13 protein-coding genes are annotated in these 13,784 nt (G+C 42.1%); all 13 read right to left on the reverse strand.

The features are described 5' to 3' along the window. Positions 1–58 precede the first annotated feature (58 nt). The 13 genes from HUF19_RS11185 to rfaH all read right to left on the reverse strand — a co-directional run bounded on the left by HUF19_RS11185 (position 59) and on the right by rfaH (position 13,771). Positions 59–964 (reverse strand): AAC(3) family N-acetyltransferase, encoded by a 906-nt coding sequence (locus HUF19_RS11185; RefSeq protein ID WP_260996711.1) that lies wholly within the window; start codon positions 962–964, stop codon positions 59–61. A gap of 1 nt (position 965) precedes the next feature. Beyond that, positions 966–1,205 (reverse strand): acyl carrier protein, encoded by a 240-nt coding sequence (locus HUF19_RS11190; RefSeq protein WP_260996712.1) that lies wholly within the window; start codon positions 1,203–1,205, stop codon positions 966–968. Further along, positions 1,202–2,692: an AMP-binding protein gene (locus HUF19_RS11195; protein ID WP_260996713.1), complete on the reverse strand. Its 1,491-nt coding sequence runs from the start codon at positions 2,690–2,692 to the stop codon at positions 1,202–1,204. Before HUF19_RS11195 ends, HUF19_RS11190 begins: the two co-directional genes overlap by 4 nt. Before the next feature lie 17 nt (positions 2,693–2,709). Continuing rightward, a complete protein-coding gene (locus HUF19_RS11200) occupies positions 2,710–3,261 on the reverse strand; it encodes a GNAT family N-acetyltransferase (RefSeq protein WP_260996714.1) in 552 nt (183 codons plus the stop codon). A gap of 1 nt (position 3,262) precedes the next feature. After that, positions 3,263–4,846: an asparagine synthase family protein gene (locus HUF19_RS11205; protein ID WP_260996715.1), complete on the reverse strand. Its 1,584-nt coding sequence runs from the start codon at positions 4,844–4,846 to the stop codon at positions 3,263–3,265. Then, complete coding sequence (locus HUF19_RS11210) at positions 4,840–6,276, reverse strand: lipopolysaccharide biosynthesis protein (RefSeq protein ID WP_260996716.1); 1,437 nt, start codon at positions 6,274–6,276, stop codon at positions 4,840–4,842. The genes HUF19_RS11205 and HUF19_RS11210 overlap by 7 nt, the downstream gene beginning before the upstream one ends. Beyond that, entirely contained in the window at positions 6,269–8,095 is a 1,827-nt protein-coding gene (locus HUF19_RS11215; protein WP_260996717.1) for an acyltransferase family protein, read from the reverse strand. The genes HUF19_RS11210 and HUF19_RS11215 overlap by 8 nt, the downstream gene beginning before the upstream one ends. 48 nt (positions 8,096–8,143) lie before the next feature. Next, the gene (locus tag HUF19_RS11220; protein ID WP_260996718.1) at positions 8,144–9,244 is read right to left on the reverse strand and encodes a DegT/DnrJ/EryC1/StrS family aminotransferase; all 1,101 of its coding nucleotides are present in this window, start codon (positions 9,242–9,244) and stop codon (positions 8,144–8,146) included. Then, positions 9,237–9,716, reverse strand: a complete 480-nt coding sequence (locus HUF19_RS18370) for an acyltransferase (RefSeq protein ID WP_270049419.1) — start codon at positions 9,714–9,716, stop codon at positions 9,237–9,239. The genes HUF19_RS11220 and HUF19_RS18370 overlap by 8 nt, the downstream gene beginning before the upstream one ends. Next, positions 9,713–10,774 carry a Gfo/Idh/MocA family protein gene (locus HUF19_RS11235; RefSeq protein WP_260996719.1) on the reverse strand — a complete coding sequence of 354 codons (1,062 nt, stop codon included), beginning with the start codon at positions 10,772–10,774 and terminating at the stop codon, positions 9,713–9,715. The genes HUF19_RS18370 and HUF19_RS11235 overlap by 4 nt, the downstream gene beginning before the upstream one ends. A gap of 12 nt (positions 10,775–10,786) precedes the next feature. After that, a complete protein-coding gene (locus tag HUF19_RS11240; protein WP_260996720.1) occupies positions 10,787–11,953 on the reverse strand; it encodes a nucleotide sugar dehydrogenase in 1,167 nt (388 codons plus the stop codon). Positions 11,954–12,076: 123 nt separating this feature from the next. Further along, positions 12,077–12,964, reverse strand: coding sequence for a UTP--glucose-1-phosphate uridylyltransferase GalU (gene galU, locus HUF19_RS11245; RefSeq protein WP_260996721.1), 888 nt, complete (start codon positions 12,962–12,964; stop codon positions 12,077–12,079). Positions 12,965–13,288: 324 nt separating this feature from the next. After that, the gene (gene rfaH, locus HUF19_RS11250; protein WP_260996722.1) at positions 13,289–13,771 is read right to left on the reverse strand and encodes a transcription/translation regulatory transformer protein RfaH; all 483 of its coding nucleotides are present in this window, start codon (positions 13,769–13,771) and stop codon (positions 13,289–13,291) included. Between the last annotated feature and the right edge of the window lie 13 nt (positions 13,772–13,784).

Raw genomic sequence — 13,784 nt, forward strand, 5'->3', positions numbered from 1 at the left:
ATTAATACATCAAAATCCAACACGATATAAGCAACACATCACTTATAGGCTAATTGCTTTATTTAAATAGCCATGGCCAAGGAATTGGCCAAACATACATCGTCTTCCCCTGTACACCTAGCGCAACAGAACGCTCAATAAGAACTTTTGCTCTAACTGCATACACCTCAAGTCCATCGACAGTTTCCTCTCGCAGTTCATCTTTACTGAAATATTTAGCAATTTTAGGTGTATAAATTTGCCCGAAACGTTGTCGATAACAATGCTGGCCCTCATTGCCCAGCTCATCTACGTAATTGTAACAAATTTGTTTTTTAAATAACTTATTGAAATAAGCGTTATTTTTCCACAACTTACTTTCCACACAATGTAACGACGTGGCAACTTTCAGCCGATGGCCAACCCCTAATCCGATAATCCAGGCATTTTCAAACTGTCCTAACTTATAGTAGGGTGACATATCATCCCAAGAAGTTTCTGAATGGTGGTGATCTTTCGTAAGAAAATCTGCCTGTGGTCCAAGCGCACATACCGAATGATTGAGATTAATACTACGCTTAACATCCGGGTAACGCCGAAAGACTTCTGTAAGTAAACCCGCAGCTGAAGGTGTGCGTTTTAACTTAAATAAAGCCCCATTTACATGGGGTATATTTGGGATTGCCGGCATAGCAAGAGTACCATCACTTCCCAAATAGGAAAGTAAAGAGTTTATCAGCTCCTGTGCATCAAACTTACCACTGTTCAGATTGCCCCAGGATGAATGCACAAATAATACGTCACCCTGCTTTACTTCTGCCCGCTCTAGAAAGTGCAGAATGCCTTCAACTGAAATATCAGATGGAACCTTCCTGTTCTTGGAAGTATGGAGTTTCTCGTGCAGATAACTAGCGACCCTGCCAGTGATTTGACTGGGTATTGTTGTACAATATCCCTTAAGTTTTTTAAAAAAAATCACCAACATATTAACTGCACACCCCTTTACCCTCCAACGAAGAAACTATAGCCTCTACTGTAATAATCTTATCAAGTTCGCTGAAATCAAATTCAATATCGAAAACCTCCTCAAGCTCTAAAACCAGTTTAGTATGATTCAGGGAATCCCATTTTGGTGTTACGCCGAGCCCTGAATGGCTATCGAGTGTATTGGCTTCGGTTTTCAGTACACCAGCAACAATTGCACATACTTTTTCTGTCAAACTCATATCAATCTCGTAGTCAGTACTTTCTTGTCAATTTTACCACTTTGATTCAGCGGGAACTCATCTATAAAAACAATTCTATCAGGAATCATGTATTCCGGTACTTTACTTCTGAGAAATGCTTCTACTTGAGGAGCCAGAAGATCACAGTCTTTTTCCAGCTGTAGAAATACAGCAAGGGCAGCTTCAGATTGTGCGCCATAAGCTACTGCAGCTGAAGCAACGACTCCAGGACAGGCGTCAAGAGCTTTAGATATCTCGTCAGGGTGAATACGGTAACCCCTTATTTTTACCAGTCCGTCTATTCTACCCTTAAGATAAACTATACCTTCTTCACTGTAAGCCAGATCTCCAGTCCTGTATACCAATCTGTTTACACTGCTTAGTCTCGGGTCCGTTGTAAGAGCTTTCTTCGTTAATTCAGAATCGTTGTGATAACCCATCATAATTTGCGGGCCCGTAATACAAAGTTCTCCTTCCTTTGCTTGATCTCCATTTTCATCTAGCAATAGATAATCCAACGAATCAAAGCAATAACCGATGGGAACGGGGGCTCCAGAATCTGATAGATAATTCTTATCATCAAGACGAATGGAAAAACAGTTAATTGTTACCTCTGTAGGCCCATATACATTGTAGAAATGAGCGCCATTGGTTAGCTTTTTATAGTCATCAACAAGTTGCCAGGGGAATCGGTCACCACCAGACAGAATGAGCTTCAGGGATGAAAGATCTGCGCCGCGCTTCTTCTTCGCAAATGCACTCAGTGCCAAATGCGTTGTTGGCACTGAGTACAAAACATCAATTTGATGCTGCATGATCATAGCTAGCACACTAGGAATATTGGTATTATATCTCGCAACACCAATATGCGTTCCAAAGGCCAGAGCAAATGCAATATCTCCCATCGTAATATCGAAGGTCAGCTCTGATGTCAGCAATAGTTTCTTTGAATTCTTATATTCATTAAAATGGCGTTTTGTCCAATCCATATAGGAGCGAAAAGAAGATGCAGATATTACAACCCCTTTCGGCTCACCCGTAGAACCTGAAGTAAAAATAATATATGCAATATCACAAGGTTTTAAAGAACGCTTACATACTTTAGGATCATGAGGGGTCTCTAATAGAGCCTCCTTAGTAACAAAGTTAACATCCTGAACAAGAGCAGAATCAAAACCATCATCCACCAGAACAACAGCGGGCTTTATTCGTTTTATAATATCAAGATTCTTTTCGACTGGCCAAGAGGTGTTTAAAGGAACCACATAAAACCCGGCATGCCAAGCAGATAATATCAAAGCTATATAATCAGCACTCCGTTCCATCAAAATACAGATACCCGGCTGCTGATTTTTTTCAAAAAAATCTTCTGCAATACTTATCAATCGAGAAGAATATTTTTCAATTAGCTTGTTTCCAACAGTGGATTCACCATCGAAGACTTCAAGACTTTTATATTGACTTCCATCCAGAATCGCATTAAACATAGCTCACCAACATTTCCCTAACTGTCTGATTCATTGAATGTACAGATAAGATAGTAACGACATTCATTCATGCCCGCGTCAAAATACTTTTCAATAACCTTAAAGCCAAGTTTTCTGGCTGAATTAAGTGAAGCCATGTTAGCTTCTGAGATACGGCTTGACACTCCTTTAAGTCCTTCACTCCTAAAATAGGCATGAGCATACTTACGCATTGATGTAGCAACCCCCTTACCATTATAAGACGAAAGCACACCAATATAACCTTCGTGAATCATTTGCTTTTTCTTGTCTTCAAGATTTCTGTAATAGTAGTTAAACCCCAGTACTTCAGCACCCATTTTAGCAACTACAATTTGCTTATTAATATACAGTCGCAGCATGCATTTCTGGGACCTTGAGAAGTCCGAACCGCTTAATGTCCAATAGAGTTCTCTTATACGTTTATAGTCTGATTTTGTCGCAAAACCATATGTAATTCCGCCATCAGACCATGGTTCAGCTGCATTCAAACTACGTACAAACAGGCACTCACCCAGCAAGAAAAATACTCGGCGAATAATATTTTTCAAATTAAAAATCACCATTATTCAAGGATTTAATAAACTCACTGGCAAAAATACCATTAATCGAATAACCCTTTGAAGCATAAGATTTTAAATCTTCCCTATCAAACACTGCTTCAATTGCAAAATTGGTACCTAATCCGGTGCGTCTTCTTACATTATTTCTGACTTTTTTTAGAATCTTTAATAGCACTTGATTCCTTTTCAGAAGTGATAAAACCAACATTTTAACAGCGGAGGTGTCTGATGCATTATCTATGGTTTCAGCACAAATTGAATTGTACTTTTTCTGAACATACTCAATATACCACAGTCTTTTCTTCCGCAGCTCCAATGGTATCTCTTGCCAAAATGTTACAAAGTCCTTATCCCACAATGGTAGCCACCAGTCATAACCATAAAATTCGTATACTCTCACCGAATTACATATGAATTTTGCTTGTCTTTCCTGCCAATCCCACTTTTCATAGCTATCAGCAAGGCTCTCACTGGAACAAAAATCATCGTATTCCATATTCTGTTTAATCCTCGCGTACCAATAGTTTGGACTTTTCTTGGATTCTTCGGAAGGGCTGATTGAATAATGAAAGTTGTAGGTTAAGCGACACGAATCGACTAAAGTAAGATTTTTTCTTATAAAAGCGACTTCTGGGATATGACTACCAGCGACGAAGTCTCCAGAATGGCCTGGAACAAAAATACAATCTTGCGCGACAATATTACTATTCTTCAGTATTTTGACTGCCAACCAGTCTTGCATATGCGGAAGACTGCTCCAACCACTGGCCCACTTTTGATATTGAATCCTTTCTTCTGTATTCCAAGCGTTGCTCCATAAATCACTGTCATACTCTATAAAATGCCATTTCAATCCTAACGAGTTAGCAACTTTTTGGCTGTATTCAGATTCTTTATTTCCTAAAACCCCATAAGTAAACGTTAATATATTCTTATAGTTTTTGTATTTTAGCAATGTTGCAATTAAGCGCGAATCATATCCGCCACTCAAAGGAATGACAATTTGGCGGCCATTAGCATAACGGATTAAATTATCAATAGAAGATAAGGCGACATTATCCAAACCCTTATTCAGAGCTTGCTTATCAAATAATGATGGTTCTGTATGAAGAAATCTATAATAACGCTTTAGATTTACAACAGGCTCGTTGTCTTTTTTATTGACAGTCAAAAACTCACCGGCCTGCAATTGTTTAACATCCGGATATAGGGTCTCGCTACCGGTAACATAACCTGTAAGCAGGAACTCATCCCTAGAAACCTCATCTATAATTGTATTACCAACTTGCTCACGCACCCAGTCTGCACTATCTGACAAGAAGAAAACTGAGTCTTTTTGGCCATAAAACAGCGGAATACTGCGTATATGGTCTACTGCTGCGTAGAACTTATCACCCTGTTCCCAGATCAATGCATAAAAACCGTTCTTTTTCCTGAGTTCTGAAATGATTAGGTCGGTTTCCGATACTTTCAAAAGAGAATCAATTTCCTGAAAGCAAGTTCCGCGTTGTTTGATTTGACCATTTAATTTTTCTTGCCAGTCTTCACAGGTCAAGTGTACCGAAATCAGCATCGGGTATAAGCCTTACGAAATAATAAGAAGTAATACAAAGCCAGTAATGAACTGGTTGCGAATAATGCATAGTAGAACCAACTACCTTCTTCTGGATTAATGATTCTCAACATAAGAAATGGAACTACGCAGTAAGAAGATTTACCAGCAACTTTGACAGTACGCTTCATGGTCGAGATAATCCCGCATCCTGATACAAAACTTACCCATCCTAAAAAAGCCAACCAAAATATTGCACTGACTGTGCTAAAAAGAATAATTGTTGGCATCAAAGCTTGGAGCCAATATGCACCAAGAAAAATTGAAAGCAGTCGGGCAACAAACAAGCCTCCTTGGAATAGCATCCCTAAACGTTCTCGCTCAAATACTGAAAAAAGGGTCGATAAAGGTGAAGTAACGAAGACCATATACAACCATGGAGCCATATAGCGTGCAAACTCACCAGCCACACGCCAATCACTGCCAAAAATAAAGACAAAGAGATCTGGTGCTGCGATTATTAGCAACAAGGCTATAGGCATAGCTATTTCGGAAAGCTTTAAATGTACGTTTTCAACCAAGCTACCCAATTTTCCATCTCTATGGGCATCAGCTGCATTTGAGAAAAAAACTTTCCCGATCGCATCGCCAACTATTGCCATTGGCATAGCAAGCACTCGGTGAGCAAGAGCATACAGACCCGCAGCACCAGTATTGAAAAAAGCCGCAAACATTAAAGGAGGTAATTGAGTCCCTGCAGTGTTAAACAAACCTGACCATGTTGAAAATATCGGGAACTGTCGGTAGCGCTTTGCAACACAAATAACACCAGACCAGGAACACTTAGTAAATATCCCCTGCATAAATGAAGAATATCCCAGAGATATGCTTGCAACCCCCAAACCTCCAACTTGACCAAAGATAAGAACCCCGCCACCAAATCTATGACCCATAATCTGGACTGCAAGAGTTATTATTGTCTGGCTTATACGAGTAGTTGCAATATTCCCAAACTTTTTCGTTCGGACAGACCAAAAACTAAAAATATTATAGAAGCCAGTCAGTAAAACACCGAGCGGTAACAACCAGAAATAGTCAGCCAACTGCGGGGTATCTAAAGCCAAGGCTATATCTTTGCCATAAGCAAGCACGATAACAGCTGAAATGCTAGTCATAAACAGAACAACAAGCAAACTAAGCATCACCAAGTTAGCAGCATCGATGTCACTTTCGGGTAACGGTATAGCAATCTCATAGCGAAGGCTGGCAACAACTGCAAAAAGTGCGAGAAGACCGCTGTAGACAGCTAAAACACCAAAATCATCAGGGTTATATAAACGGGTAAGCAAAGGTGAAGCAAGTATCATCAAGGCCTGCGCACCAGCAGTTCCTCCCACTAACACACTAACAGCACGAGCAAATGTGCTTTTTGGTAATAATTTTTTAATCATTTAATATTTTCTTAAACTGCTCTTTTGCCTGACGGCCATATTCTTCTGCAGCTACTGAATGTATATGATGATAATCTCTATATATCACCATATCTTCATACACTGGCACGCTTTGAAATATTGGTAGCATCGAAAAATCTAGATACGTTACGTTTTCATGCTCATTTGCCATATTGACGAGCATCTTATTTGTATCTAAATAGCTATTATTTATTTGAACCAAAGATGGGAGCCCTATAAAATTGAATCGTATACTTCGTAATGGACTGCCGGTTAGCAGCGGCTCCTGTCCTATTATGTAAATACTTTTAGAGTTGTATTGCTTCAAAAATGAATCTAAGGCTTCTTTAAAGTTGTTACTTTCTAAGTGGTAATTCCAGGAAGCCGCTAGAAAAATATTCTTGTAGTTTCCAACCAGCCTAGATGAATACTCTATCTGAGCCAAGCAGGCTTTTTGTGCCCACTCAGAGATGCGCTGGTAATCAAAATTAGGGATAGTTACACAGCTGCTCCCACTTATTATCTTTGCTTTAAAATTTAGCTCTTCTCCCAGAGTTTCAAAAAAATGTGAAAGCATGTTTGCGTGCGAGTCACCTATAACAAGTACTTCTTTATCGCTGTTACTTTTTCCCCATAGGCAATCACCAATGATCTCACCATGACAAGTCCTTTCAGGATCTGCAGAGCGTGTGTATTCAATAGGTAACGGTTCTGGCGTAAAATAAGCGTTAACTTTCTGCATCCCCCCCCCTGCCCCTAGGGTTAACAGCACTAAACAGGCATAGCCAGTCACCTGCTTTTTGCTGCGTTTCTGTCGTAATGGCGTTTCAATCCAGTAATAGCTGGCAATGGCCAGTGCTAGAGTGGAGCCGACAAAAGCGAAACTGAATTGCCAGTCTAATATTTCCGTACCCGTGTAGTAGCGTATGAAGGCCAAAACTGGCCAGTGCCACAGGTAAAGCGAATAGGATAGAGTTCCTATCCAGACCATGGCTCTTGAAACTAAAAATCTACCAGCCAATCCTTGTGCTGGTTGGCAAAGTAATAGCGCTCCCCCAAGTACCGGCAATAAAGCAGTTACACCTGGGAAAGCCCCTAAAAGAGGCTGAGTGATGGCAGCGATAAAAATGAATAACAATCCGAGTTCACTGGGGCGTTTAGCATCCTCAATTCCTGACTTTGTATTTGAAAATAAAGCCGCCAGACTACCTGCAAAAAACTCTGGCAGACGAGCATATAAACTGTAATAAGTATTTTGTTCGAGACCCATTACGCGTAAACGATACTCTGCCAAAGCGGTTAAGCACACCAGAAGACTTGCAAGTACCCATTTCAACCAATGAATTGGCATCATCAAAACTAAAAATGGTGCAAGTAGATAGAACTGAATTTCTACTGCCAATGACCAGGTATGCAGCAATGGCTGTTCATTGCTTGCCGGAGAAAAATAGTCGCCAAAGCCAGCAAAATAGCTATTGCTGTTAAACCAAACTGCCTTCTCAAGCCCTTGTTTGAAGGTCATAAAGTCTTGCGGTAGAAATAATACTGCTGCCAACAGTGCTACAACGACAAGCATCGCGAAGTAAGCCGGGACGATACGCTTTAATCGGCCGATGTAAAAATATTGCAGGGTTTTCTTCAGGCTGTAATCTTTCCTCGCTTTATGGCTAAGCAAAATGTGAGTTATCAGAAATCCAGATATTACCAAGAATACATCGACTCCGATGAACCCCCCCGGCAATAAAGCTGGATTAAAATGAAAAGCCATTACAGCAATTACAGCAATGGCTCTCAAACCCTGAATATCTTTTCTATACATTATTATAGCCTTAACCAGACATCTTTAATGTATATACTGCTTCAATACTTAAACATCAAAGTACTTCTTAATAAGCTTCACGACCTTGAGAGTATCCTCTTGACTCAAGTGCTCGCCTATCGGCAGACTCAGCAACATACCATCAGATTCATTTGCAAATAGTCTATCTTCCGACTGCCCTAAATATGAATATGCTTTCAATTTTGGCAGTGCAACCGGATAATGCACACCTGTTTGAACTCCATGTTCTTTTAGATATTCTGCAAGTTCATTTCTGTTAACACACCGAACTACAAACAAGTGATATACTTGCTTAGCCCACTCCTGCCTAACAGGTAGTATAATTTCACCGATTTCCTTCATGTTTTCCAGGTAGTCGTTTGCTGCAGCTATTCGCTTACCTGTCCATGCATCTAAGTGTTTTAACTTAACAGACAGGATTGCAGCCTGCAGGCCGTCAAGCCTGGAGTTTCTACCTTCAAACTCATGATCATACTTTGCAATACGCCCATGGTTCGCAATCATGCGGCTTTTTTCTGCAAGCTCGGCATTATTTGTCGTTATTGCTCCGGCATCACCATAGGCACCAAGATTTTTCCCCGGATAGAAACTAAATGTCGCTATATCACCAAGTGAACCAACCCGCTTACCCTTGTATTCTGCACCGTGAGCTTGAGCACAATCTTCAATAATTTTCAGACCATGAATACTTGCGAGTTCTTTCAGTGGATCCATATCACATGGATGACCATATAAATGAACAGCCACAATAGCCGATGTCTTTTTTGTTATTCTTTTTGCCACATCTGAAACATCAAGAATATAGGAATCTGGTGTTACATCAGCGAATATCACGCGATGCCCCGTTCTGGTAACCGCCTCCGAACTTGCTATAAATGAATTCGCCGGGACAATTATCTCCGAGCCTTTCGGTAGATCCAGTGCTTCAATTGCTATTTCTAGTGCATCTGTACCATTCGCAACACCAATACAATAGGCAGTATTACAATATTGAGAAAACTCCTCCTCAAATTTTTTAACGTATTTTCCACCAATATACGCTGATTCTGAAATAACAGTGGCTATAGCCTCGTCTATTTCAGTTTTGATTAACTGATACTGAGACTGCAGGTCTAAAAACTTAACCATTTTGTTCGATATCCTTTATTTTCACAGCAGGATTACCTGCATATATGCCTGAACTGGTAATACTTTTTGTAACGACGGATCCAGCACCGATAACAACATAATCACAAATTTCAACCGGAAGAATAGTAGCGTTACTGCCAATGGAAACATGATTGCCAATTATTGTACTCTTCCATAACGTTTTATCACCTCGGGCTGGTCCACCGTTAGAAAAAAGATCATTAACAAACATGACTCCATGTCCAACAAAACAGTCAGCTCCAATTGAAACCAGTTCACATATAAATGTGTGAGATTGAATTTTTGTTCTTGCGCCAATCCTGACGTCTTTCTGAATTTCAACAAATGGACCAATGAATACAGAGTCTGAGATATTGCATCCATAAATATTTACTGGCTCAACCAGAACTACATCCTTACCAAATTCAACATCTTCTCTGATTCCAATGTATTTGAAAGATGGTGAGGTCATTTTTTTTGACCTAATTTACAGTAGTCTGGTTTAAATCTTAAGAAGACTTCCTTTTTGGTCTCAATAGACTCGTAGATTGCATTGATTAACTCAAGACTTTTACGCCCAACCAACCCATCAACGAGGTGTTGCGTATTATTCATAATCGAGTCTACTACATGTTGGTAATATTCCTGATGGCCAAATCCGTAAACATTTGGGGGGTTCACAGAGTACTTTTCCATAACACATTCGTCATCGGGGGCAGATTCGACAAAGTTCCAGACTTTCATCTTATTGACTGCGAAACCGCCAATTTCAACAGTGCCGGTTTCGCCCATAATAGAGAGTGAACCCTCCAGATCTTTGGGGCGGCATGCAGTTGTTGCTTCTATGACACCAAGAGCGCCATTTTTAAACCTGAGCGTTACAACTGCTGTATCTTCTGCCTCGATATTAACCAGCGCAGTAGTACTCATAGCGTAAACGCTTTCAACATCTCCCATCATCCACTCAAGAAGATCTATATGATGGCTTGCTTGGTTAGTTAACACTCCACCGTCCAGGGCCCAGGTTCCACGCCATGAATCCTGATCATAGTATGATTGTGGTCGACACCATCTTACCCGAACTGTACCCAGCACCAGCTTACCGAAACGCCCGGCCTCGAGTGCTTCCCGAGCTTTCGTAACAGGCACGTTGAAGCGATTTTGTTTAACCACAAAAAGTTTTATGCCAGCGTTATCACAAGCCTGAATCATCGCATCCGCATCATCCAGCGTCAGAGCCATTGGTTTCTCAACAACGATATGCTTGCCATATTGTGCAAGCTGAATAACATGCTCTGCGTGATAACCACTTTCAGTTAGAACAGAAACAACATCTACATATTCTTTACGCATCATTTCATGCATGTCTGCGTAATAAGGAACATCAAACTGCTCCCCTATTTTTTTCGCTTTTTGCAGATCAATATCACAAACTGCAGCTAGTTTTGCATTTTTTATCTGATCACAACCCAGTAATTCAGAGTGTCTTTTTGCAATACGACCGCATCCAACCAGTGCAAACTTAAGCATGAAATATTCCTATTAATCACTACCAAACAAATCACGGGTATATACTTTGCCCGCCACATCTTCCAGCTCGGCGGATGGCCGGTTGGCGACAATCACATCAGAAATTTTCTTAAACTCTTCAAGGTTATTGATCACCCGCGAGTGGAAGAATTCTTCTTCTTCCAGTACCGGTTCATACACCACCACTTCGATACCCTTGGCTTTAATACGCTTCATTACGCCCTGAATGGCCGAGGCACGGAAGTTGTCTGAGCCGGTTTTCATGACCAGACGATAAATGCCAACCACTTTCGGATTACGACGCAGAATCGAGTCGGCAACAAAGTCTTTACGGGTGGTATTGGAGTCTACAATGGCGCGGATAATGTTATTGGGTACATCATCAAAGTTGGCCAGCAGCTGTTTGGTATCTTTCGGCAGGCAGTAACCACCGTATCCAAAGGATGGGTTGTTGTAGTGGTTGCCAATACGCGGGTCGAGGCCTACACCCTGAATAATCTGTTTGGCATCCAGGCCATGGGTTTCGGCATAGGTGTCGAGCTCGTTGAAGTAAGCAACCCGTAATGCCAGGTAAGTATTGGAGAACAGTTTTACTGCTTCGGCTTCGGTACTGTCGGTAAACAATACCGGAATATCCTGCTTAACCGCTCCTTGCTTCAGCAAGCCTGCAAAGGTTTCTGCGCGCTTGCTTTGCTCACCAACAATAATCCGTGATGGGTACAGGTTATCGTACAGAGCTTTACCTTCACGCAGGAATTCCGGCGAGAAAATCAGGTTGTCACAGCCAAACTCTTCTTTCAGTCGCTTGGTATAACCTACAGGAATGGTCGATTTAATCACCATTACCGCAGCAGGGTTGATCGCCATAACATCTTTAATAACCGATTCAACGCTTTTGGTGTTGAAGTAGTTGGTTTGCGGATCGTAATCGGTTGGCGTAGCAATAATTACGAACTCAGCAGCGGCGTAGGCTTCTTCTTTATTCAGTGTTGCACGGAAGTTGAGTTGTTTGTTCTGCAGAAAATCTTCGATCTCAGCATCGACTATGGGAGATTGCTTGTTGTTAAGCATCTCAACTTTTTCGGCAATAATATCAACGGCAATTACTTCGTTGTGTTGTGCCAGTAACATGGCATTGGAAAGACCGACGTAACCGGTTCCGGCAATGGCGATTTTCATGTTGATTCCTCATGGTCGCAGCAAAGATGCTGCTCCTGCAATTTATCGCGGCAAAATGCCGCTCCTACGGTTTATTACGGCGGTTCGCGGGCATTGCCCGCTCCCTCGATTTATCACGCCTGATTACAGGGTTTTAATCCATTCACTGAAGGCTTTACCCTCTTTTTCATGGCGCATACTGTATTCAACAAAGGCTTTCATATAGCCCAGCTTGCCACCGCAATCATGGGATTTACCGGTCATATAGAACGCGTTAACGGCGTCCTGTTTCATCAGGGTAAAGATGGCGTCGGTCAGCTGAATTTCGTCGCCGGCACCAGGGGCGGTATGTTCAAGAATCTCCCAGATATTGGCGGGCAGAACATAACGGCCAACAACGGCCAGATTGGATGGTGCTTCTTTAACCGCCGGTTTTTCAACAATGGTCGAAATCGGAGCGCTTTCGCCGGGTTTAAGTTCAGCCCCTGAAATATCGACGATGCCGTATTTATCCACGTCCTGCTGTGCTACAGCTTCTACCAGAATCTGGCTGGCGCCTGTTGTTTCATACTCGCGGATCATGGCGGCGAGGTTTTCCTGCTCCAGATCGGCACTGGCGTCATCAATCAGCACGTCTGGTAACACCACGGCAAAAGGTGCATCTCCAACCAGTGGTTTGGCACAGAGTACCGCATGGCCAAGGCCTTTAGCCTGTCCCTGGCGAATATGCATGATGGTTACGCCTTTGGGAGTAATCGAACGCACTTCGTCCAGCAGCTGGCGCTTAACCCGTGCTTCCAGTGTCGATTCCAGTTCAAAGGAGGTATCAAAGTGATTTTCGATGGCATTTTTTGACGAGTGGGTCACCAGCACAATTTCGGTAATGCCCGCTGCAGCACATTCGTTAACCACATACTGAATCAGTGGCTTATCGGCCAGCGTCAGCATTTCTTTGGGAATGGCTTTGCTCGCCGGGAGCATACGGGTGCCAAGACCTGCGACCGGAATTACTGCTTTGGTAACTTTTTTCATAATAAACCGGGATTACCCGCTCCTGATTTCGCACAAATTATAATCAGATTAATTAACAGACAGTCGGGACAGATACTGCCACGCACAAGACTTTTATTGCTTTCATTCTGAGCTGTTATCGCTGTTGTTCCGGACTGTTATCGCTGTCGTTCCGGTTTCGTTCAGACACGCTGCCGCCCGAGGGTTGTTCGCGAATAATCCCTGAGGTCGCATCGTTACTCTTAATTTTTCAGATCTTTGCAGATTCTTTTGCGCATCTGCTGTCGTTACCAATACTGGCTTTAGCCGCTGTTGGCTGACCGATCTGTTTGTACAGGCAACACTTCAGGCCTGAGCTAATTCTTGCAACTCAACCAGTAATTCACTTTGCTGCCCCAATAAAGACAGCAAAATCATTGCCCGTTCTTCGCCATCATAGTGTTGAAAAATGGCTTCATAATTTTTAAAAGGGCCGCTGTTCAGCGTCACTTTCTGCCCTTTTTTATAAAGGCTTTCATTTTCGTTGCAAAGGTTGCGCTGCTGCAAGTCATCAACCAGTAAAGAGCTGACAACGGCCGGTTGTGTCCCGAAATACAACAAACCACGCGCCCCGAGTGTAGAGCGTATTTTACTCAACAGTGGATTATTGGCGTTTGATTGCAGAAAAAGATATCCGGGAAACAAAGGTTCGTCGCGCACAGCGCGCTTGCCGTTAGCAACATGCTCACGGCGAAAAAGAGGTAAGAAGGCAGAAGCCCCCTGCTGCACAAGGTGCTCAAGGGCACGCTGCTCCTGACGGGGTTTAGTCAGAACAACGTACCATTGCATTGACACATCCATG

The organism is Thalassolituus hydrocarboniclasticus, from assembly GCF_025345565.1.
Classification (GTDB): Bacteria; Pseudomonadota; Gammaproteobacteria; order Pseudomonadales; family Oceanobacteraceae; genus Venatoribacter; species Venatoribacter hydrocarboniclasticus.